The organism is Vibrio sp. RM-69-4 (assembly GCF_024743775.1).
Taxonomy (GTDB): domain Bacteria; phylum Pseudomonadota; class Gammaproteobacteria; order Enterobacterales; family Vibrionaceae; genus Vibrio; species Vibrio anguillarum.
In genome coordinates this window covers 248,730-272,654 of record NZ_JAMQXI010000036.1, presented here as the reverse complement: position 1 = coordinate 272,654, position 23,925 = coordinate 248,730, and the positions used below count along the sequence as shown (strand labels likewise).

Genomic DNA, 23,925 nt, shown 5'->3' with positions numbered 1-23,925 from the left:
ATGTTGTCATTAATAGAACAAATCAAAGCTGGCACTCTCTGGAACTTCCCAGGAGGCATTCACCCGCCAGAAAATAAACAGCAATCAAATAAAACGGCACTGACTCATGCCGGTATACCGCAAGAAATTGTATTGCCACTCAAACAGCATATTGGCCGAGCCGGTGATTTATTGGTCAGCGTTGGCGATAAAGTACTCAAAGGCCAACCACTAACACAATACACCTCAACCTTCATGTTGCCTGTACACGCTTCAACCTCTGGCATCATTACCGCCATTGAACCGCGCACCACGGCGCACCCTTCTGGGTTAAGTGAAATGTGTATTGTCATCACGCCTGATCAACAAGATGAGTGGGCAGTGCGCGCACCACTGGCTGATTATCGACAACACTCCCCAGAGCAATTGATTGAAATCATTCGTCAAGCTGGCATCTCTGGGTTGGGCGGCGCCGGTTTTCCTACTGCAAAAAAAATGCAATCAGGCCTCGCTCGCACTGATATTTTGATCATCAACGCCGCCGAATGTGAACCTTACATCACGGCCGATGATGTACTCATGCAGCACCATGCAGCAGAGATCATCGATGGGATCAGTATTGTAGAGCACATTCTTAAGCCCAAATTAACCATCATCGGTATTGAAGATAACAAACCAGAAGCAATTCAAGCGTTAAAAGCCGCCGCAATACATAAAGACATCGTGATCCGCGTGATCCCAACCAAATACCCTTCAGGTGGTGAAAAGCAGTTAATTAAATTGCTGACCAACCAAGAAGTGCCTGCGGGTAAAATTCCAGCCGATATTGGCTTGATGGTACAAAATGTTGGCTCTATCTACGCGATTAAACGCGCCGTCATGGATGGCGAACCCCTGATTAACCGCGTAGTCACCTTAACGGGCAATACGTTTAAACAGCCCCGGAATGTCTGGGTTTTATTAGGCACACCCGTACAATATTTACTCGAACAATTTGGCTATAAGGCAGATAAAAAATTACCGCGTCTTATCATGGGCGGCCCGATGATGGGGTTCACCCTGCCTCATTCACAAGTTCCGATCACCAAAACCACCAACTGCATTCTGGCACCCACTCGTAAAGAGATTGCCTCTTCACAACATGAAATGGCCTGCATTCGCTGTGGTCAGTGCGCGGAAGCCTGCCCGGCCTCCTTATTACCTCAGCAACTGTTCTGGCACGCGAAAGCGGAAGAATATGATAAGTGTGAAGAACTGAACCTCAAAGATTGCATTGAGTGCGGGGCTTGTGCTTATGTTTGCCCCAGTGAAATTCCATTGGTGCAATACTATCGTCAAGCCAAGGCTGAGATAAAAACTCGCCAGCAAGAATCAGAAGCCGCTGAACGTGCCAGAGTACGTTTCGAAGAGAAAAAAGCACGTTTAGAACGCGATAAAGCCGATCGCGAGAATCGTTTCAAAAAAGCAGCCGATGAACGTCGTCAAGAGATGAAACACACAGGCGGCGACGATGCGATTGCAGCGGCCATTGCACGCGTTCAAGCGCAAAAAGCACAAACAGAAAACAACCCAAGCACCGTCAAACCCGCCGTTGCTGCGGCTATTGCTCGCGCTAAAGCCAAGCAAGCCGAAGCACTGCAAGCAGGTCAAGTCGAGCCAGATAACGCTGAAATGGTTAAATTGCGCGAAGAGCGCAAACGTCAAGCTCGCGAGAAAAAAGCGCAGCAAACCAGTGCTGATGCGCCACCAGCAGAAACTGGTGATGATAAAAAAGCGGCAGTCGCGGCTGCCATTGCCCGAGCGAAAGCACGCAAGGCAGAGCAGCAAACGGCGCCAAGTGAACCCCAGCCAACGCTTGAACCTGCACCTACTCAACCTGAGGATGCAAAAAAAGCGGCAGTCGCTGCTACCATTGCCCGCGCGAAAGCACGCAAGGCAGAGCAGCAAACGGCGCCGAGTGAGCCTCAGCCAACACTTGAACCTGCACCTGCTCAACCTGAGGATGCAAAAAAAGCGGCAGTCGCTGCTGCCATTGCCCGCGCGAAAGCACGCAAGGCAGAGCAGCAAACGGCTCCGAATGAGCCTCAGCCAACGCTTGAACCTGTACCTGCTCAACCTGAGGATGCAAAAAAAGCAGCAGTCGCTGCTGCCATTGCTCGCGCAAAAGCACGCAAAGCCGAGCAGCAAACGGCGCCGAGTGAACCTCAGCCAACGCTTGAACCTGTACCTGCTCAACCTGAGGATGCAAAAAAAGCGGCAGTCGCTGCCGCCATTGCTCGCGCCAAAGCACGCAAGGCCGAGCAGCAAACGGCACAAGCGAAAAACAATCATAATTCTGAGGAGAATAATTAGTGGCCTTTTTTATTGCCAGCTCCCCCCATGCACACAGCAAACGCAGCACATCAGAACTGATGAAGTGGGTCGCCTTGTGCGCCTTACCGGGGCTTATCGCGCAAAGCTACTTCTTTGGTTGGGGTACTCTCATTCAACTGATGCTCGCTATCATCATCGCTTTAGCTTTTGAATCTGCCGTTATGCTACTGCGTAAGCGCTCACCACTGTTGGCAATCAAAGATTACAGCGCCGTGGTCACCGCTTGGCTTCTGGCCATTGCCATTCCTCCGATGTCCCCTTGGTGGGTTATCTTTATTGGCCTTATTTTTGCCATCATTATTGCAAAACACTTATACGGCGGACTAGGACAAAACCCATTCAACCCCGCCATGATTGCTTATGTGGTTTTGCTTATCTCTTTCCCTGTGCAGATTACCAGTTGGATTGCTCCAACGGAATTAGCCCCTGATCCAATCTCGTTTAGTGATGCATTTTCACTTATTTTCAGTGGCTTCAACGTAGAAGGTTTATCACTACAACAAATCCGAACGGGTATCGATGGTGTCACTATGGCCACCCCGCTGGACGCCGTAAAAACCGGATTACATAACGGTGAGACTCTGCATGAAGCGATGAGCCAGCCTCAATTTAGTGGGTTAGCTGGGCTTGGCTGGGAATGGGTTAACCTTGCCTATTTAGCTGGCGGCTTATTATTGATCAAACTACGTGTGATCAACTGGCATATCCCGATTGCGGTGCTGTGTGGTTTAGTAATGACAAGTGCTTTCACTGCGCTTATTGAACCGGGAGCAACCGCCTCACCCTTGTTTCATTTGCTCTCGGGCGCGACTATGCTCGGCGCTTTTTTCATCGCAACCGATCCAGTCACCGCTTCCACAACCGTCAAAGGTCGCTTAATTTACGGCGCATTTATTGGCATGATGATTTTCATTATCCGCAGTTGGGGAGGCTTCCCTGACGGGGTAGCCTTCGCTGTATTACTTGCCAACATGTGTGTCCCACTGATTGATTACTACACTAAACCTCGAACCTACGGGCATTAAGGAGCGCTATGTTAACCGCCATTCGCAATAACGGTTTGATTCTCGCTATCTTTGCCTGTGCTTCAACAGGTGTTGTAGCGTTGACCCAATACCTAACAAAAGATCAAATAACCAAGCAAGAGCAGATTCAACTGCAATCGATTTTAAACCAAGTGATCCCGCACAGTTTGCACGACAACGAACTGTACAAATCCTGTACACTGGTGACTGATCCTGCACTTGGTACAGACCAACCTATGCACGCTTATATTGCCACACAAAACGGTGAACCGAGTGGACTGGCTATTGAAGCCATCGCACCTGATGGCTACAACGGCGCGATCAAGGTAATTATTGGCATCAAGCACGATGGCACCATCACAGGGACTCGCGTTCTGTCTCATCAAGAAACACCGGGGTTAGGTGACAAAATAGATTTACGCGTCACTGATTGGATATTGAGCTTTACTGGCAAGCAAGTCACTGAGCAAAATATCGAGACTTGGAAAGTGCGCAAAGATGGGGGACAATTTGATCAGTTTACTGGAGCGACGATTACTCCGCGAGCCGTCGTCAAAGCGGTGAAAAATACCGCTCAGTTTGTGAATCAACATCGAGAAGCACTATTAGCACAACCTTTTGACTGTAAAGGAGCCAGCAATGAGTGATCATAAGACACTGATTAAAAACGGGATGTGGAGCAACAACCCTGCGCTCGTTCAACAACTTGGACTGTGCCCTTTACTAGCGGTTTCTTCCACTGTCACTAATGCGCTAGGTTTAGGCGTTGCGACATTGCTGGTTCTCGTCTGTTCAAATGTCACCATCTCATTAGTACGAGATTATGTCCCCAAAGAAGTCCGTATTCCTGTGTTTGTGATGATCATCGCCGCACTAGTAACTTGCGTACAACTGTTAATGAATGCCTACGCTTACGGCCTGTACCTATCGCTAGGGATCTTCATTCCTCTGATTGTGACCAACTGTATCATCATCGGTCGCGCCGAAGCATTTGCCTCAAAAAATGCAGTGTTGCCTTCAGCACAAGATGGATTTTGGATGGGAATGGGAATGACCACTATTCTGGTCATTTTGGGCGCACTGCGTGAAGTAATTGGCAATGGCACACTGTTTGATGGTGCTGATTTATTACTGGGTCATTGGGCAACCATTTTACGCATTGAGGTCTTCCATTTTGACAACAGCTTCTTGCTTGCGCTCTTGCCGCCTGGAGCTTTTATTGGTGTTGGCTTTTTGATTGCAGCTAAAAATATCATCGATAAAAATCTGGCTGCTCGCCAACCTAAAGAACAAAAGCCCGTCATAGAACGAGCACGCGTCACTAACGCTTAGCGAAATCATAAGGAAGTTTTCCAAACGATGAATAATGTCAAACGAGTCGAGATCCTCGAGCGCTTACGGGCCAATAACCCGAAGCCAGAAACCGAGCTTAAATGGAGCACACCGTTTGAGTTACTGATCTCAGTACTGCTTTCCGCTCAAGCGACTGACGTCAGCGTTAATAAGGCCACTGACAAACTTTACCCTATTGCTAATACGCCACAAGCCATCTTTGATCTTGGCGTTGATGGGCTAAAGCAATACATCAAAACCATTGGTTTATTCAATTCCAAAGCAGAAAACGTCATAAAAACTTGCCGTATATTATTGGATCAATACGCAGGAGAAGTGCCAGAGAGCCGTGAAGCATTAGAATCGCTGCCCGGCGTTGGCAGAAAAACGGCCAATGTGGTATTGAACACCGCTTTCGGATGGCCAACCATCGCCGTTGACACGCATATTTTCCGTGTTTCAAATAGAACCAAGTTTGCGGTGGGTAAAAACGTTGATGAAGTGGAACAAAAGCTGCTCAAAGTCGTCCCTAAAGAATTCAAAGTTGATGTTCATCATTGGTTGATCTTACATGGTCGCTACACCTGTGTCGCAAGAAAGCCGCGTTGTGGCAGTTGTATCATTGAAGATCTTTGCGAATTCTCTGATAAAACTGACCTATAAAATTTAACCAGATCCCCAAAAGACTCAACTCTGCAAGTAGGCAGTAAGTAAACGAATTCCTTTGAACATAGATAAACTCTGTGATTGGAGTGGGTGAACGTAAGCCAACATCATCGCCACAGTGGTCGGGTGGAGATAGATATTTCATCAGAAAGTTAGGAGCTCAACATGTCAAATAGTCGTATTTTGCACACCATGCTACGCGTAGGCGATTTAGAAAAATCGATCGCGTTTTACACCAAGGTCATGGGTATGCAACTGCTTCGTACTAATGAAAATACAGAATACAAATACACATTGGCATTTCTGGGTTATGGCGATGAATCTCAGGGTGCGGTGATCGAACTGACCTATAACTGGGGCACCACAAGCTATGACCTAGGTAATGCTTTTGGCCACATCGCCATTGGTGTTGAAGATGTGTATACCACCTGTGACGCGATTAAAGCGGCTGGAGGTAATGTGACCCGTGAAGCTGGCCCAGTAAAAGGTGGCACCACGCATATCGCTTTTGTGAAAGATCCTGATGGTTACATGATTGAACTTATCCAAAACAAACAAGCATCAGCAGGTTTAGAAGGATAAGTCTCTTTGCGGCATCGGCTAGTTATATAAACTAGATGCGTAAGGTTTCCCGGATAACATCACAAAAAGCAGCCTTTGAAATGGGCTGCTTTTTTACTCTAACGTTATTAGATAATTGTTCGACCCAGTGAAATAACCACGCGACGGTTTTTATCTTTGCCAATGGGTGATGCGTTGTCGGCAATCGGCCTACGTTTACCATAGCCTTGCACTTGAATGCGATCCTCAGGTAACCCCAGTGATTTAAAGTAGTCTCTTAATACCTCAGCCCTACGCTCAGAAAGATCCTGACTCACTCCTCGACTATCAACAGAGTCGGTATAGGTAGAAACCAACACCAAATCAATATCTTGGTTATAGCGAATATAGTCAGCAATTTGCGCAAGCCGTTTTTGCGAAGCTTTATTGAGTTGCACATTATCGCGGTCGTAATGCAGAATCGTAAATGAGATATCTTCAAAACTGTACGTCAGCAAATTGCTCACACAATCGCTAAACACGTTGTACTTCTCTTGAAAAAGAACCGACGAGAGAGCCACTTCAATGCGCTGATCTCGGCTTTGCCAATCTTGGTAGCTAAAGGTTGGATAGCGTCCTTTTTCCAATTCACTGAGTAGGCTCCAAGCGGTTTGACCACCGATGTAACCATCGAACTGTTTGAAGAATTGCAAATTGGTAATACGGTCTGCACTCTCACCCGGACGCCAACTCGGTGGTAATGACACTAAACTTACATTGCGAGTTTCGCCCATTGGACGACGCATTTTGAGTTCGAAATCGAGGTTAATCTTCTTATTCGCACGTGAAGAGAATTCAGCGTCACCGTAATTGGGGATCGGATGGACCAAACGGCACTCTAAAGGGGTATTCGTCACCATCTGCCACGTAGACTGCTGTGGTGTTGCCACATAACGCTTATCCATCGCCATAGGGGCAAAGGATGTCAGTATGCTGGTCATCACAATAGTGGCAGTAACCCATTTATTCATAACGATTTTATTCTCCGAGCGATACTACAACGATGGCGGAAAATTGCCGCTTCGCTTTCTATTTACTAAGTTAATGCAAAAATCTAGCCACATCACCGCACTATCCAACGCATAGTGAAACCTGCATTTATTAACGTGTTTGGTTTTTATCGTAGAAAGAATCTGTAATAATGCCAGCCCTGTCACACAACCAAGAGCTAGCATGACTGAAGTAAATGAAGCATTGACACTGAAAAAGCGTTTCCGTGGTTATTTTCCCGTCGTCATCGACGTCGAAACAGCCGGTTTCAATGCAAAGACCGATGCACTATTAGAAATCTGCGCGATTACGTTGCGTATGGATGAACAAGGTGATCTGCACCCAGCATCGACGATTCACTTTCATGTTGAGCCTTTTGAAGGTGCCAACCTTGAAAAAGAGGCGCTTGAGTTTAATGGCATTCGTGACCCATTTAGCCCATTACGCGGTGCCGTCAGCGAGGCCGAAGCACTCAGAGAAATTTATAAGCTAGTCCGAAAAGAGCAACGCGACAATGACTGTAGCCGCGCGATCATGGTGGCGCACAATGCTACCTTTGACTTGAATTTCGTGATGGCAGCCAGTGAACGCTGCAAGCTAAAACGAGTCCCTTTCCACCCTTTTGCGACTTTTGATACCGCCGCGCTAAGTGGTTTAGCTTATGGCCAAACCGTTTTAGCCAAAGCGTGCAAATCCGCTGGGATGGAATTTGACAATAGAGAAGCGCATTCAGCGCTATACGATACGCAAAAAACAGCCGAACTTTTTTGCGGTATCGTCAACAAATGGAAGGCCCTTGGCGGATGGCCACTTGTTGAACCTTCAGAAAACAATAACAAGTAAACACAACTAACCGAGAAATATATGAATCCTGTAGTAATTTCTGTATGCATCATGCTGCTTCTTGCGCTGATGCGGGTCAATGTCGTCGTCGCACTGACATTCAGTGCGATCGTCGGTGGTTTAGTTGCAGGGATGAGTTTAAATGACGCTGTTTCTGCATTTGAAAGTGGCTTAGGCGGCGGTGCAACCATCGCACTAAGTTATGCGATGCTAGGCACCTTTGCCGTCGCGATTTCTAAATCTGGTATTACTGACTTACTGGCGCAAAACGTGATTAAGCGTATCCATGGCAAAGAGCATGGCGCGGCCACCACAGGTTTGAAGTATGCGGTTCTGGTCGCGCTGGTTCTGGTTACCATGTCATCGCAAAATATCATTCCTGTCCATATCGCCTTTATTCCGATTTTAATTCCACCGCTATTGGGCGTCTTTGCCAAGCTGAAGCTTGACCGTCGCCTGATTGCTTGCGTGCTCACTTTTGGCCTTATCACGCCCTATATGGTCTTGCCTGTCGGCTTTGGTGGGATTTTCCTCAATAACATCTTGCTCAAGAATTTACGCGATAATGGCCTTGAAAACGTAACGGCAAGCCAAGTACCGATTGCCATGCTGCTACCCGCCGCTGGGATGATTTTTGGCTTACTGGTCGCCATTTTCTTTACTTATCGTAAACCTCGCCAGTATCAAGAGACGGAACATACTGTCATTAATACCGAACCAAAAGCGATCAACAAAAAGCATATTTTGATTGCCGCACTCGGTATTATCACGGCACTTGCCGTGCAACTGTCCACAGGTTCAATGATCATCGGCGCACTGGCTGGTTTTATGGTCTTCACTTTTGGCGGTGTGATTGCGTGGAAAGAGACGCACGATGTGTTCACCAAAGGTGTACATATGATGGCCATGATTGGCTTTATTATGATTTCAGCGGCCGGATTTGCCGCCGTAATGAAAGCCACCGGTGGCGTTGAGTCGCTCGTCGAGGCCTTATCAGTAAGCATCGGCGACAATAAAGCTTTATCGGCTTTATTAATGCTGATCGTCGGTTTGTTGGTCACTATGGGCATTGGCTCATCCTTCTCAACGATTCCAATTATCGCAACCATTTACGTGCCCCTTGCCCTCGCCTTTGGCTTTTCGCCTATGGCAACCATTGCGCTAGTGGGTACCGCTGCTGCGTTGGGCGATGCTGGCTCTCCAGCGTCAGATTCCACCTTGGGGCCAACATCAGGCCTAAATGCGGATGGCCAGCACGAACATATTTGGGAAACGGTGGTTCCAACCTTCATCCATTATAATATTCCACTGATTGTGTTTGGCTGGATTGCAGCAATGATCCTTTAGTCGAACCCTGTTAACGAGCACAAAAAAGGCTTCCTAGATAGAAGCCTTTTTCTTTGCAGCCTATTTGGGGAGATGCGCTCGATTACGCGCCTTCGTTATGAATCTCTAGGTTGGCGAGATCTTGCTGGATTTCTCGAACCGTTTTTGCATCGTCGCTACGCATCGATTCAAGAAAATCAAGATACTGCTGATCAATATCACCCGTGACATATTCGCCGTTAAATACCGACGCTTCAAATTTTGCAATATCGCGGTTACCCATACCAACGGCATCGACTAAATCTTCCAGATTTTGGAAAATCAGAGCATCTGCGCCAATTCGCTGCGCAATTTCATCGGCATCTCGACCATGAGCAATCAACTCGTTAGCACTTGGCATATCAATGCCATAGACGTTAGGGAAACGGATCTCAGGCGCGGCTGACACCATGTACACCTTGTTTGCACCAGAATCACGAGCCATCTCAATAATTTGCTCTGACGTAGTTCCACGCACTATCGAGTCATCCACTAGCAACACGTTTTTGCCCTTAAATTCAGAACGAATCGCATTGAGTTTACGGCGCACCGATTTTTTACGCTGTTGCTGGCCCGGCATAATAAATGTGCGGCCAACGTAGCGGTTTTTGACAAAACCTTGGCGATATGGAATATCAATCGCTTGTGCAATTTGCAATGCGATATCGCACGAAGTCTCAGGAATGGGGATCACGACATCAATATCTAAGTCAGCAAATTCGTTCTTGATGCGCTCACCCAACTTTTTACCCATTTCTACGCGCGCGCTGTAAACCGAAATTTTGTCGATAAACGAATCTGGGCGGGCGAAGTAGACAAATTCAAAAATGCATGGGTTAAGTGTTGGATTATCGGCACATTGTTTAGTAAATAGCTGGCCATCAAAGGTCGCATACACCGCTTCTCCGGGGGCAAGGTCACGCACAAAATCAAAGCCGACAGCATCTAGCGCCACCGACTCAGAAGCGGCCATGTATTCGGTACGGCCATCGACTTCACGTTTACCTAAGCAGATAGGACGAATACCATGCGGGTCACGAAACGCGATCATCCCATGCCCAATGATCATCGCGACAACAGCATAAGCACCGCGAATGGTGCGATGTACATTGGCGACAGCACGAAACACATCTTCTGCGGTTACATTGCCTCTGACTGTATCAATTTCATGCGCCAAGACGTTAAGCAGCACTTCGGAATCTGAAGTGGTATTAATATGGCGACGATCTTTTTCAAACAACTTCTGGCGTACTTCGTTGGCATTGGTAAGGTTGCCGTTATGAGCAAGCGTGATACCAAACGGGGAGTTAACGTAGAAAGGTTGAGCTTCTGAGGCACTCGAACTACCCGCAGTAGGATAACGAACATGTCCAATACCCACAGTTCCTTGAAGACGCTGCATGTGTTTTGCTTCAAAGACATCTTTCACTAAACCGTTCGCCTTACGCAGACGGAAACGATTGCTTTCTATGGTACAAATACCAGCGGCATCTTGGCCACGATGCTGCAATACCGTTAACGCGTCATAAATTGACTGGTTTACCAGCGTTGTACCCACGATTCCAACAATACCACACATGTCCTGATCCTCGATTTGCGACAGTAACTGGCGCTAAATCGCGCCAGAGAGAAAACTTGATGTTGCTTGTAAGTGCTCAAAGAACGGCGCAATGATACGGCTAAATTCCGGTACCAATTGCGAGCTCTTCCACCACTCTGAATTTGGAAATGCGGTAAACGCATCCATAAAAAACAAGGCAGCTGAAACAATCAACACACCACGCAATGCTCCAAAAACAATGCCCAGTACCCGATCAGTTCCTGATAGGCCCGTTTTTTGTACCAATTGAGCAATCACATAGTTAATGATCGCTCCGACAATGAGTGTTGCAACAAACAGTGCTGCGATGGCCGCGCCATTACGAAACATGTCATCTTTGATATTTGAAAAATACACCGCAAGTTTTGCGTAGTATTGGCTGGCGATAAAAAATGCACCGAACCATATCACTAATGACAACGCTTCTTTAGCAAAGCCACGGACTAAACTGATCAATGCCGATAGGCCGATCACACTTAAAATGACAATATCTAACCAATTCATGAGTTCTACATCTTAAGTTGGCGCGCATTTTAACAGAAAAAAACGCGACGCAAACGTTTTCTTATGGGTTTAGTGGTTTAAATTTGAGCAATTGACCTTTTGCACCGGTAATTTTTTCCAGTTCTAAGAGTTGACGCTCAAGCTTGGTTTTGGAAACATCTGGGCCAATAATGATCCGAGTGAAGCCATTTTCTTGCTTAGTATGAGCTTGATAACCCCGTTTTTGCAGATCTTTAACCACGGTTTTTGCGTTTTCGGCATTCTTTAATGCCATCAACTGAATGAGCCAAGCACTATCTTGGTAATCATTTCTTTCCGCTGTTTCTTTCACTTTCACAGTGAGTGGCTTGCTCTGCGTTGCTGCATCGCTCTGGTTAGTTTGTGCGATCACTTCAACAGGCGAATCGGGCAACGCGACTTGATCTTCAACGGGGTCGAGAATTTCAAACTTCTCTACGTCGCTGTCTAATTCAGGCTTAATTGGAATGCTGGCGATATCTTCTTTGTAGTGGGTCTTTTTACCATCCAATACATCAGGTAACACTATCACCCCTATCGCCACCAATATAATCGTTCCTACCAAGCGGCTCTGAAACTTACTTGCCATTTATACTCCTTTGTTCTGCCAGTGCTCTAATACTTCACCCACAGTATGAAACGACCCAACTACGATAATGACATCATTGCTATCGGCTTGTGTCATCGCGGCTTCAAAAGCGCTGACTGGGTTAGCAAACGGTTTAACGCCAGGCTCAAGGTACTGACACAGTTCATTCGCTTGCGCGGCTCTAGGGCCACTTAATGAAGCAGGATACCAAACGTTAGCGATTGATTTCAGTTGATGAAGCGTGGCCTTCACATCTTTATCATGCAGCATGCCAATCACCACATGGACCTTTTTGTGTGCGTAACGCTGTTTGAACTGCACCACCAAATATTCGGCCGAATGGGGATTATGTGCAACATCAAGAATGATTTCTGGGCTATCACTGATTTTTTGCATCCGCCCAGCAAGTGTTGCGTTGCTAAGCCCATTGACGATATTGACATCACTCACAGCTAAACCGGAGCAGCCGAGTGCCATTAATGCCGTAGCCGCATTAGGCAAGGGCAAGCGAGGGAGCGGTAAATCAGATAACTCAAATGGACCACTTCGCCAATTCCACGTTGTTTCAGAGGCCAGTTCATAGGAAAACTGAATACCGACTTGGTACATCTCCGCACCAATATCATCGGCATGCGCTGCAACCGTTGGTGGTGGCTTAGGCTGGCCACAAATGGCGGGTTTACCTGCGCGATAAATCCCCGCTTTCTCATAGCCAATAACATTGATGTCATCGCCGAGCCAATCCACGTGATCAATCGCCAAGCTGGTGATCACAGAAACATCGTGATCCACAATATTGGTCGCATCAAGTCGGCCACCTAGCCCAACTTCCAATAAAATGACATCCACCGCTTGCGTTTGAAATAAACGCAGCGCCGCCAATGTACCGAACTCAAATAGGCTTAAACTGATCTCACCCCGTTGCGCTTCAACAAAAGCGAAGGCTTGCGTATGCTGCTCATCGCTGAGCTCAAGCGCATTAATACGCACGCGTTCGTTATAACGGATAAGATGAGGAGAGCTATAAACGCCCACGCGATAACCTGCATCCAATAAAATGGCTTCCATTAATGCACAGGTCGAGCCTTTGCCATTCGTTCCAGCCACAGTAATTACGGTAGGTGCAGGTTTAATAAGATTCGCTTTTTGAGCCACAGCTTGAACACGATCCAAGCCAAGGTCGATAGCGGAGGTATGAATATTCGCTAAATAATCAAGCCACATCGCAAGAGAGGATGTGGCTTGTGGGATAAGGTTTTGAGTCATCTAACGTTTATAACCATTAAGCAGTTAGTGTGTTAGTGCCTACTTTACCCTTTTTCGTGCGCTTCTGGTACAGCGTAATCAGGTTCAGTCGGTGAATCGTCAACAGAAACGACCAATGGTGAGCTGTGATTGGTCAATTTAGCGATCAGTCCCCCCACGCGTTGACGCATTTCACGGCGATCGACAATCATATCAATCGCACCATGCTCAATTAGGAATTCGCTGCGTTGGAAACCTTCAGGTAGATCTTCACGTACCGTTTGTTCGATAACTCGACGACCTGCAAAACCAATCAGTGCTTTAGGTTCACCAATATTGATGTCACCAAGCATCGCTAAGCTTGCCGATACACCACCCATGGTCGGGTCCGTCATCACTGAGATATAAGGTAAGCCTTTGCTTGATAAACGTTCAAGCGCCGCACTGGTTTTTGCCATCTGCATCAATGACATTAACGCTTCCTGCATACGCGCGCCGCCGCTGGCAGAAAAGCAGACCAAACCACAGTTGTTTTCTATAGCGGCATCAACAGCTCGTACGAAACGCGCACCAACTACAGACCCCATTGAACCACCCATGAAAGAAAACTCAAAAGCACAAGCAACCAAAGGCATACCCAATAGTTCGCCTTGCATCACCACAAGAGCGTCTTTCTCGCCACTGCTTTTTTGAGCGGCTGAAAGGCGTTCTTTATAACGTTTTGAGTCTTTAAATTTGAGTTTATCTTGCGGCTCTAACTCGTCACCAATCTCAACACGATTCTGTTCATCAAGAAAAGTCTCTAAGCGGCGACGTGCTTTCATGCGCATGTGATGATCACATTTAGGGCACACTTCCAAGTTACGCTCAAGCTCAGCGTGATATAACACTTGCTCACAAGAAGTACATTTAGTCCAAACCCCTTCAGGGATGGATGCTTTACGCGAAGTTACGATATTGCTTTTTTCTAAAATCTTTTCAAGCCAACTCATGGAAGACCTTTACTCTTAACTCTCTCGCGTGATTGCGAAAGATACAAATTTGGGATTTATGCGTGAGGATTAAAACATATAAAATGCTTAGTGTAGACAAAAAACTGGTTGTACCTATTTTCTGGCTGTCATTTCCACACACGTCACGACTCTGTTTTGGACACTTTACGCGTTATTAGTTCAAATTATCAGCTAAAAATAGCGGCCCAAGCGACTCTTTTGGTAAAGAAAATTCTTCTGGATAATCAACAGCAACCAAATATAATCCTTCCGCTTTGGCTGTTGCACCTGCCAGTTTTCTATCTTTGGCTTCAAGCAGCCATTTTATCCATTCGGGAGGCTGCTCACCCCGGCCGACAACGATGAGGCTACCGGTAATATTTCGCACCATATGATGGACAAAAGCATTTGCTTTAATGTCTATGACGACATAGTTGCCATGCCGAGTCACATTCAAATGCATGACATTTCGCCAAGGACTATTCGATTGACAATGCACAGCGCGAAAAGAGGTGAAATCATTTTCGCCCAATAAAAGCTGCCCTGCTTGCTGCATTTTCTCAACGTCTAAATCGCCATGATAATGACTGACACCTGAAGATAATATGCCAGGGCGATAAGCATGATTATAAATGATGTAGCGATAACGGCGTGCTGTAGCCGAAAAGCGAGCGTGAAAATCGCTTGAAACCTCAGTTGCCCAACGAACAGCGATATCTTTTGGTAAATGAGCATTGACACCCATTGTCCAAGCGACCATTTTTCGGCAAGCCGTAGTATCAAAATGTATCACCTGCCCTGTGCCGTGAACCCCGGCATCGGTGCGCCCCGCACACAATACTTCAACCGGATGGTTCGCCACAACTGTGAGTGCTTTTTCTAATTCTTCTTGGACACTTTTAACGTCACGTTGTCGCTGCCAACCATAGTATTGAGAACCATTGTACTCAATACCTAAAGCGATTCTCATCATCTGATTCTCTTTGAAAATGGGTCGGGCAGTATAATCGCAATCAAAAAAAAATTCTAATCGACAAGTCATCTATCCCCAACAACTTTCAATGTGAAGTTCAGGTCATCTGCAAGTCAGAAAAGGCTATTCAATAACAACGAGGCCGTATATTCACGGCCTCGTTTGTTTTTAAGCTCGGCGATTAATGCTGTCAATCAAGGATTTCGCTTCTCGTCGAATATCATCACTACCATCAACAATGGCTTCCTCTAACAGTTTTATCGCCCCTTTATCATCGTTCATCTCGATGTAAATTTTGGCGAGGTCAAGCTTACCCGCCGCCTCAGAGTTATTGTCTACATCGATATCACCAATGTCACCAATCACATCCGGAAATTCACTTAAACCAACATCTAACTTGAGTTCTTCATCTTCAGGGCTGATCCCCTCTTCACCCTCAACTTGAGCCATTAGCTCATCGATGGTCATGTACTGGCTCTTTTGGGCTTCAAAATCATCGAGTTCATCTTGAATTCCCCAGTTTTCATCAAGAATTTGAGGCTCGTCGGTTTGGATCTCATCGTTCCAAACGGCAAGCTCTTCTTCAGGCACGTCATCTGGGATGGAAGCTTGTTGATCTGGCGTTAAATTAAAACCGTTCCAATCTTCACCGCCTACCTCTAACATTGCATCAATATTCATACCAGCACTATCAATGGTACGAGCATCTAATGGTCGATCAAAAGAGAATGGCGCAGAAGATACACTTTCCTCATCTAGCCAATCTTTTAAGGCTTTCTCATCGAACTCCTGTTTTGAAACACTCTGCAATTGGTCTGCGTCATCATCTTCTAAAAGCGGCTGTTGATCTGTTTCTAGTGCTGGTTCGTTAATTGAAGCGAGTGCATCTTCTTCACTGAATTCAGGCAAGGCTTGCTCGTCAATCGCTTCAAAACTTTCTTGAGCAACAGGCTCTGACGCCGCCTCTTGAGGCTCGGCTATCGCATCCGCCAGCGCGTCTTCTTCTGTGTATTCTGGCAGCTCAAGATCCGTAAGTTCGCTCTCGTCTTCCTTTTCATCTAGAGAAGGCTCGCTAATTGAAGCAAGTGCATCTTCTTCACTAAATTCAGGTAAGGATTGCTCGTCAATCGCTTCAAAACTTTCTTGAGCAACAGGCTCTGACGCCGCTTCTTGAGGCTCGGCTATCGCATCCGCCAGCGCGTCTTTTTCTGTGTATTCTGGCAGCTCAAGATCCGTAAGGTCGCTCTCGTCTTCCTTTTCTTCTTCTAGAGGAGGCTCGTTGATTGAAGCAAGTGCATCTTCTTCACTAAATTCAGGTAAGGCTTGCTCGTCAATCGCTTCAAAACTTTCTTGAGCAACAGGCTCTGACGCCGCCTCTTGAGGCTCAGCTATCGCGTCTTCTTCTGTGTATTCTGGAAGCTCAAGATCCGTAAGGTCGCTCTCGTCTTCCTTTTCTTCTTCTAGAGAAGGCTCGCTAATTGAAGCAAGTGCATCTTCTTCACTGAATTCAGGCAAGGCTTGCTCATCAATCGCTTCAAAACTTTCTTGAGCAACAGGCTCTGACGCCGCATCTTGAGGCTCGGCTATCGCATCCGCCAGCGCGTCTTCTTCTGTGTACTCTGGAAGCTCAAGATCCGTAAGGTCGCTCTCGTCTTCCTTTTCTTCTTCTAGAGGAGGCTCGTTAATTGAAGCAAGCGCATCTTCTTCGCTGAACTCAGGCAACGCCTCTTCATCAATCGCTTCAAAACTTTCTTGAGCAACAGGCTCTGACTCCGCCTCTTGAGGCTCAGCTATCGCATCCGCCAGCGCCTCTTCTTCTGTGTACTCTGGCAGCTCAAGATCCGTAAGTTCGCTCTCGTCTTCCTTTTCTTCTAGAGAAGGCTCGTTAATTGAAGCAAGTGCATCTTCTTCACTAAATTCAGGTAAGGCTTGCTCGTCAATCGCTTCAAAACTTTCTTGAGCAACAGGCTCTGACGCCGTCTCTTGAGGCTCAGCTATCGCATCCGCCAGCGCCTCTTCTTCTGTGTACTCTGGCAGCTCAAGATCCGTAAGGTCGCTCTCGTCTTCCTTTTCTTCTAGAGAAGGCTCGTTAATTGAAGCAAGTGCATCTTCTTCACTAAATTCAGGTAAGGCTTGCTCGTCAATCGCTTCAAAACTTTCTTGAGCAACAGGCTCTGACGCCGTCTCTTGAGGCTCAGCTATCGCATCCGCTAGCGCGTCTTCTTCTGACTGCTCTGGCAGTTGGACTTCGGAAAGCTCGCTCTGTGACTGTTCTTCTAGCGATGGCTCATTAAAGGAAGCAAGGAGATCTTCTTCTTCTAACTCCACTAACTTGTCATCGTGGAGCTCCTCAACATGGTCCTTTGCCGATGATTCTGCTGAATTGGTTTGAAGCGGCTCAACATCAGCTTGGCTTGGTTCTTCGTCTTCCAGCTCACTAATGTCCCAGTCTTCATCTTGTGGAACTCCAAATTCGTTAGGGCTGACTTCTGGTTTGCTAACCTGTGCGGGTTCTATTTTTTCCGGGGATGTCGAGCTGCTTAGAGGTTGCTCCTCATTCGGCTTCAGATCCGGATAACTTGCCCCTTCAATTTCTGGGTTAAAATCAAATGAGTCGTCGATAAATTCTTCATCGATGTCGCCATCAACCACTCCCATCTGTTCATCATCCAGTAGAGGATCTTTTTCAGGAGCGGCACTTAGCAGATCGTCAATGAAGATGTCGCTGTTAAACTCGGAATCTTCAACGCTATCGTTTTCATTATCCAAAAACTCGCTATTTTGCTGTTCGGTCTCTTCGATATTCTGAGCATGCTGCTCGATTTCCAGCAACTCTTCAAATAATGCCGTACCATCTTCTTCAGCGAGACTATCCTTATCTTCAGCAGCTTCTTGCTCTTGGTCTGCCTTTTCAAACTCAAGTGATTCAGAACCATTGTCAGTAAATAGTTCGTCCAATAGCTCTGTACTATTCTCATCCAGCTCGGTTTCAATGTCGGATTCCGTAGTTTCTTCACCCAATAACTCATACAGAGTTTGATCACCAGTGAAGTCAACATCATCAATATCTTCTTCGCTCGAAGCGATGTCTTTATCGGGCTGCACAAGTTCTTCAAGTAAGTCGGTGCTTTCCGATAAGTCTGTCTCGCTCTCTTCATCATCACCGAGTAGCTCATCGAGCAGTTCGACACTGTCACTATCAATTGCTAGGACGTCTTCATCTTGCTCTTCTAATAATTCATCCAGCAGCGCTGTTTCAGTGGAGGAATCAGTTTCTATTGAGGTGAGGTCAGATTGCGCTTCAATCGTTGCGAATAGATCATCAAGTTCACTATCCGACGCTAGCTCTGCTTCTTTTAAATCGAAGTTACCGCCGGTTTTTGCTAGCTCGGGCTCTTCTGAATCCAAGTTGAAATCATCTTCGGACTCATCCAATAATGAATCAAAGTCAAAACTATCATGATGATCGTCATCACTATTGGCGGCAAACAAATCGTCAAGTAGCGATTGATCTAAAGTATCGCTTCCGAGATCTTCAGCTTTCTCATCTCCAGCCAATAACGCGTCAATGTCGTCTTCAGAGATGGAATCATCATCATCGGATAAATCAAATTCTGTTTCGCTATCATCTTCATCTAATAACGCTTCGTCTAAAGCTCGCGCCATCTCATCGAGACCGACAGCTTTTTCGTCAGCACCAACACTGATGCCGTTACTGCTAGCGGTCAAATCTTCTAAATCCGCAGCAAGATCACCATCATCGCCGATACTCGCAAATGGGTCTTCGCCATCTTCACCTTCGAGGTTGAAGTCTAAATCTGTATCGTCTAAATCGGCAAAAATGTCCGATTCTTGCTCAGCATTGTCATCGATTTCATCATCCAGTGTGATGTCGTCACCAAATAACTTCTCACTATCATCAGACTCACCAAACAAGTCATCATCCAGCATTAAATCATCGTCAATATCTTCAAGGCTGCCAGCAGCCATTGGCGTTATGGGCTCTTGATTACCTTGAGTGACAACAGGCTGCTCCGTTGGCTTGGATCGGCGGCCAAGCAACATCACAACCAGTAAACCAATTAACAGACCAGGAATAAGGGCGAGAGCGGCGACCAACCAAGAGTTGGAAAGCAGTTGATCAAGTGCACTTGGTGCAAGCTTTTGCGCCTCTAATACTTTTCTACGTTCTTCATCAAGTAGCTTTTCAACTTCAGAGCGAATGCGGTTTTCGTCACCGAGTTCTCCTTTGAGTGCATCGACTTCAGATTGAACATCTGCCAGCATCAAACGTAACTTATGATTTTTCTCTTCAAGCGCCAGTAATTCAGTATCAGATTTCGCAACTTGTGTGCCAATATCTTTTAGCACAGGTTCACTCTTCGTCTTTTCAACAACTGGTTGAGCGACAGTAGAGACAATTGTTTTTTCAGGCAAAGCTGTAGAAGCAGCAGTAACAGGCGCTGTTGGCTGCGCCGTATTAGCATTCAATTTGGCTTGATGCGCGGCCATGATATTGACCGCTTCTTGGGTGGGCGCACTATTTACCTGTGCCAATGATGGAACACGTAAGTTGCTACCTGGGATCAAACTGTGAATATTTTGATTTTCGAACGCCTGAGGGTTTAGCCGATAAATGGCCAGCAGGGTTTGTTGTACAGTGACGTTATTCGATGGGCGTAGTCGAGTGGCAATAGACCACAAAGTGTCGCTGTCTAAGGTTGGCCCAAAAAACGTCGATGGTTGGCTATTAGCCTGCTGAAGATTACGAGTTTGAGTGAGATTTTCTGAAAATTGAGGAGAAGACTGGATCTCACCATTCGGCCCAACCAGGCGAATGCTCTCGGCACTAACGATAGAAGTCTGAGTCACGGCAACCATTGCTATCGGCAACAGTAGACGCTGAAAAATTTGACGCATATAAGGCTCAGCTATGTGCTTGGAATAAATAAATACGATGATCTGTTTAATATATCGGATAACGCTAGCAAAACTATAGGACGCAAGGTAAAAAATGTGTCACGACTACGATAATCGCAGGAATCTCACACATTTTTCCCCGCTAAGTGAGCTTGCTCAGACAAAAACAGTACCATAATAAAAAGAAAGGCCAGCATTGGCTGACCTTTTTAAATAGTACTTAAGCTTACTCTGCGTCTATTTTTGCCCAAGTGTCACGTAGACCCACTGTGCGGTTAAAAACCAACGCTTCTGGTTTAGAATCTTTCGAGTCAGCACAGAAATAACCCATGCGCTCAAACTGATAACCTTGCTCCGCGTGTGCCGACACCAAACTAGGCTCAACAAAACCATTAATTTTAACCAATGAATCTGGGTTAATGGTTTCGGCAAAGTTGTCAGCCGCCGCCGGGTTGGGAACGGTAAATAGGCGATCATACAAACGAATTTCAGTTGGCAAGGCTTTATCGGCGGATACCCAATGAATAACACCTTTTACTTTGCGTCCATCAGCCGGGTTTTTACCCAGAGTATCCACATCGTAAGTGCAGAATATTGTCGTAATATTGCCTTGTGCATCTTTTTCAATGCGCTCTGCTTTTATTACGTAAGCGCCGCGTAAGCGAACTTCTTTGCCTAGCACTAAACGTTTGTATTTCTTGTTGCCTTCTTCACGGAAATCTTCACGTTCAATCCACAATTCGCGAGTAAATGGAACTTCACGTTCGCCCATTTCAGGCTTGTTTGGATGATTTGCCAGCGTTAACGTCTCGACTTTACCCGCCTCAAAGTTTTCTATCACCACTTTTACAGGGTCAAGAACCGCCATGGCGCGAGGCGCATGTTCGTTTAAGTCTTCACGGATACAAGACTCTAACGAACTGAATTCGATCATATTTTCCTGTTTTGTCACACCTATGCGTTTGCAAAACTCACGAATCGATGCTGGTGTGAATCCACGGCGGCGTAAACCTGAAATCGTCGGCATACGTGGGTCATCCCAACCATCCACTAATTTTTCCGTAACCAGCTGGTTTAGTTTACGCTTAGACATTACCGTGTATTCAAGGTTTAAACGGCTAAACTCATACTGATGTGGTCGACAATCAATCGTGATATTTTCCAACACCCAATCGTACAGACGGCGGTTATCTTGAAACTCTAGGGTACAAATTGAGTGCGTGATCCCTTCCAAGGCATCCGAGATACAGTGGGTAAAATCGTACATTGGATAAATGCACCATTTATTACCCGTTTGGTGATGCTCTGCGAAACGAACACGGTAAAGCACAGGATCGCGCATCACCATAAAGGATGATGCCATGTCAATCTTGGCACGTAGGCACGCTTTGCCTTCTTCGAAACCACCAGCGCGCATTTTATCAAATAGGGCTAGGTTTTCTTCAATGCTGCGATCGCGGTACGGACTTGGCTTACCTGCTTGAGTCAATGTACCTCGATATTCACGGATCTCTTCTGGACTGAGCTCTTCAACATAAGCCAGACCTTTTTGGATCAGCTCAACCGCGTATTGGTATAGTTTGTCAAAATAATCTGACGAATAACAAACATCACCAGACCATTGGAAGCCGAGCCATTTCACGTCGGCTTTGATTGACTCAACGTACTCCATATCTTCTTTTTCAGGGTTTGTATCGTCAAAACGTAAATTACACTGTCCCTGATAGTCCTGAGCAATACCAAAGTTTAAGCAGATAGATTTAGCATGACCGATGTGCAGGTAACCATTTGGCTCGGGCGGAAAACGAGTATGCACACTTGTGTGTTTGCCATCCGCTAAATCTTTATCAATGATTTGGCGAATAAAATTCGATGGACGAGCCTCAGCTTCACTCATCTATAGCACCTCAAAATTATTTAGTATCGTCAGAAGATTTTTCTGTATGTAAGAGCAGTAATGCTTGCAGAAACAGAAAGTTTGTCGCTAATGATCCACAATTATCCGCTCTTGCACAATAAAAAGTGGGCATTTCCTGCGATTATTTCAAGACATTGCCTTTTGTCTGGCTAGGCTAAGCAAAATTTCAGGCAAAGGGCGTAAGAAATAGGCAAAAGCTACCGTTGTGGGCAGCCTTAAATTTGAATAGCGCTCATTTGATGAATAATAAAAACCTCTGCATAAAGCAGAGGCTTTAAAATAACCTAATCATCCGTTGCGATTAAGACTAAGGAAGTTTCACGCTAGAAAGATCTTCGTTTGCATTGATAGACTTCATCTCACCAGCAACGATTTCAGCAAGAGGGCCTAAGATAACTTGTAGGTTATTAGTACCCAGTTTCACCACACCCATGGCACCCAATGCTTTTAATGTTTTCTCGTCGATAATACTCATGTCATTGACAGATAAACGTAAGCGAGTGATACAAGCATCGATGTTAGATAGGTTGCTGTGACCGCCTAGAGCTTTAAGGTATTGTTTAGCGAGCTCAGAAGACTCTTTCGCGCCTGATACTTTGCTATCGCTGTCGTCATCTTCGCGACCTGGTGTTTTAAGGCCAAATTTCAAAATAACGGTACGGAAAATCACATAGTAGAGAGCAAAGAACACAATACCTTGAACTATTAGCATGTACCAATTAACCGCCAGTGGGTTACGTGATGACAATACCATATCCACAAGGCCTGCAGAGAAACCGAAACCCGCAATCCACTGCATTGAAGCAGCAATGAATACTGATAGACCCGTCAATGCTGCATGCAATACATATAGTGCAGGAGCAAGGAACATGAACGAGAATTCTAGAGGTTCAGTTACACCGGTAAAGAATGAAGCAAAACCAGCTGCAATCATGATAGAAGCAACTTTTTCTTTATTCTTCGCTGTAGATGTGTGGTAAATAGCCAATGCCGCACCAGGTAGACCGAACATCATAATAGGGAAGAAGCCTGCTTGGTACATACCCGTTACGCCTGGGATACCAGTACCCTCAGCGATAGATTTTGCACCACCTAAGAAGTTAGGAATGTCGTTAATACCCGCAACGTCAAACCAGAATACTGAGTTCAGTGCGTGATGAAGACCAACAGGGATTAGCAAGCGGTTAAAGAACGCATAGATACCTGCACCCGCAGAACCTAGACCTTGAATCGATTCACCAAACGATACTAGACCACCATAAACATGCGGCCATACATACATCAGAACGAAGGCGATAAAAATACCAGCAAACGACGTCAAAATAGGTACTAGGCGTTTGCCAGAGAAGAAGGCTAATGCTTTATGCAATTCTACAGTAGAGAAGCGATTGTAGATTTCAGCAGAAACAATACCTACTAAAATACCAACAAACTGGTTGTTGATTTTACCAAAAGCAGCAGGAACTGCGCTTGGATCAATACCTTGGATCTGTGCAACGGCTCCTGGAGAAAGCAAAGTCGTCACGACTAAGAAACCAACAAAACCCGACAATGCAGCAGCACCGTCTTTATCTTTAGACATACCGTAAGCCACACCAACAGCAAACAGTACAGACATGTTATCAATGATTGCAGCACCTGCTTTAATCAGGAATGCAGCCAAGGCACTGTTTGAACCCCACCCATTTGGGTCGATCCAATAACCAATACCCATTAGTATCGCGGCAGCTGGCAATGTGGCAACTGGTACCATCAACGCCTTGCCTACTTTTTGAAAGTATCCAAGAATATTCACCTTAAGTTCCCCCTATAGGATTTAGGATTTTTTGTATTTGGTTGAGCCACTTATTTTAGTCGCTCAATTTAGTCAAACTCAGTTTATGATATTAATTTTGCTCCGCAAATTAAAACCTTATCATTTGTGATCATAATCACCACAATCTGCCAAATACCAAGGTTTTTGCTAGCGAGATCATAAAACTTATTTTACAAT

The 23,925-nt window shown here is 45.9% G+C and carries 18 protein-coding genes; 8 read left to right on the top strand and 10 right to left on the bottom strand.

From position 1 onward, the window contains the following. From rsxC to gloA, 6 genes are all read left to right on the top strand, one after another. The gene (gene rsxC, locus NB504_RS05540; RefSeq protein WP_258428433.1) at nucleotides 1–2,331 is read left to right on the top strand and encodes an electron transport complex subunit RsxC; all 2,331 of its coding nucleotides are present in this window, start codon (nucleotides 1–3) and stop codon (nucleotides 2,329–2,331) included. Further along, a complete protein-coding gene (gene rsxD, locus NB504_RS05535; protein WP_258428432.1) occupies nucleotides 2,331–3,377 on the top strand; it encodes an electron transport complex subunit RsxD in 1,047 nt (348 codons plus the stop codon). The genes rsxC and rsxD overlap by 1 nt, the downstream gene beginning before the upstream one ends. Before the next feature lie 8 nt (nucleotides 3,378–3,385). After that, nucleotides 3,386–4,024, top strand: a complete 639-nt coding sequence (gene rsxG, locus NB504_RS05530) for an electron transport complex subunit RsxG (protein ID WP_013857283.1) — start codon at nucleotides 3,386–3,388, stop codon at nucleotides 4,022–4,024. Then, nucleotides 4,017–4,709, top strand: a complete 693-nt coding sequence (locus NB504_RS05525) for an electron transport complex subunit E (RefSeq protein WP_010318468.1) — start codon at nucleotides 4,017–4,019, stop codon at nucleotides 4,707–4,709. The genes rsxG and NB504_RS05525 overlap by 8 nt, the downstream gene beginning before the upstream one ends. A 27-nt stretch (nucleotides 4,710–4,736) precedes the next feature. Then, nucleotides 4,737–5,372, top strand: a complete 636-nt coding sequence (nth, locus tag NB504_RS05520; protein ID WP_064624814.1) for an endonuclease III — start codon at nucleotides 4,737–4,739, stop codon at nucleotides 5,370–5,372. Nucleotides 5,373–5,540: 168 nt separating this feature from the next. Then, nucleotides 5,541–5,957 (top strand): lactoylglutathione lyase, encoded by a 417-nt coding sequence (gene gloA, locus NB504_RS05515; protein ID WP_013857285.1) that lies wholly within the window; start codon nucleotides 5,541–5,543, stop codon nucleotides 5,955–5,957. Between the two features lie 107 nt (nucleotides 5,958–6,064). Here gloA and motY read toward each other — a convergent pair whose 3' ends face one another. After that, nucleotides 6,065–6,946, bottom strand: a complete 882-nt coding sequence (motY, locus tag NB504_RS05510; protein ID WP_013857286.1) for a flagellar protein MotY — start codon at nucleotides 6,944–6,946, stop codon at nucleotides 6,065–6,067. Between the two features lie 202 nt (nucleotides 6,947–7,148). Between motY and rnt the strand changes: the two genes are divergently transcribed. Both rnt and NB504_RS05500 read left to right on the top strand, forming a co-directional pair. Further along, a complete protein-coding gene (gene rnt, locus NB504_RS05505; protein ID WP_010318472.1) occupies nucleotides 7,149–7,808 on the top strand; it encodes a ribonuclease T in 660 nt (219 codons plus the stop codon). Nucleotides 7,809–7,829: 21 nt separating this feature from the next. After that, nucleotides 7,830–9,155, top strand: coding sequence for a Na+/H+ antiporter family protein (locus NB504_RS05500; protein WP_010318473.1), 1,326 nt, complete (start codon nucleotides 7,830–7,832; stop codon nucleotides 9,153–9,155). Between the two features lie 82 nt (nucleotides 9,156–9,237). Here the strand turns inward: NB504_RS05500 and purF are convergent, their stop codons facing one another. From purF to nagE, 9 genes are all read right to left on the bottom strand, one after another. Next, nucleotides 9,238–10,752: an amidophosphoribosyltransferase gene (purF, locus tag NB504_RS05495; RefSeq protein WP_013857289.1), complete on the bottom strand. Its 1,515-nt coding sequence runs from the start codon at nucleotides 10,750–10,752 to the stop codon at nucleotides 9,238–9,240. Between the two features lie 33 nt (nucleotides 10,753–10,785). Next, nucleotides 10,786–11,277, bottom strand: a complete 492-nt coding sequence (locus tag NB504_RS05490) for a CvpA family protein (protein WP_013857290.1) — start codon at nucleotides 11,275–11,277, stop codon at nucleotides 10,786–10,788. Between the two features lie 61 nt (nucleotides 11,278–11,338). After that, on the bottom strand, nucleotides 11,339–11,884 hold the full coding sequence (locus tag NB504_RS05485) for an SPOR domain-containing protein (RefSeq protein ID WP_013857291.1): 546 nt from the start codon (nucleotides 11,882–11,884) through the stop codon (nucleotides 11,339–11,341). After that, nucleotides 11,885–13,150, bottom strand: coding sequence for a bifunctional tetrahydrofolate synthase/dihydrofolate synthase (folC, locus tag NB504_RS05480; protein WP_199867923.1), 1,266 nt, complete (start codon nucleotides 13,148–13,150; stop codon nucleotides 11,885–11,887). A gap of 44 nt (nucleotides 13,151–13,194) precedes the next feature. Further along, nucleotides 13,195–14,121: an acetyl-CoA carboxylase, carboxyltransferase subunit beta gene (gene accD / locus NB504_RS05475; RefSeq protein WP_017043471.1), complete on the bottom strand. Its 927-nt coding sequence runs from the start codon at nucleotides 14,119–14,121 to the stop codon at nucleotides 13,195–13,197. 175 nt (nucleotides 14,122–14,296) lie between these two features. Then, on the bottom strand, nucleotides 14,297–15,091 hold the full coding sequence (truA, locus tag NB504_RS05470) for a tRNA pseudouridine(38-40) synthase TruA (protein WP_026027499.1): 795 nt from the start codon (nucleotides 15,089–15,091) through the stop codon (nucleotides 14,297–14,299). A 171-nt stretch (nucleotides 15,092–15,262) separates the two neighbouring features. Next, nucleotides 15,263–20,014: a FimV/HubP family polar landmark protein gene (locus tag NB504_RS05465; RefSeq protein ID WP_258428431.1), complete on the bottom strand. Its 4,752-nt coding sequence runs from the start codon at nucleotides 20,012–20,014 to the stop codon at nucleotides 15,263–15,265. Between the two features lie 226 nt (nucleotides 20,015–20,240). After that, a complete protein-coding gene (gene glnS, locus NB504_RS05460) occupies nucleotides 20,241–21,911 on the bottom strand; it encodes a glutamine--tRNA ligase (RefSeq protein ID WP_258428430.1) in 1,671 nt (556 codons plus the stop codon). Nucleotides 21,912–22,239: 328 nt separating this feature from the next. Beyond that, nucleotides 22,240–23,727: an N-acetylglucosamine-specific PTS transporter subunit IIBC gene (nagE, locus tag NB504_RS05455; protein WP_013857296.1), complete on the bottom strand. Its 1,488-nt coding sequence runs from the start codon at nucleotides 23,725–23,727 to the stop codon at nucleotides 22,240–22,242. Nucleotides 23,728–23,925: the final 198 nt, after the last annotated feature.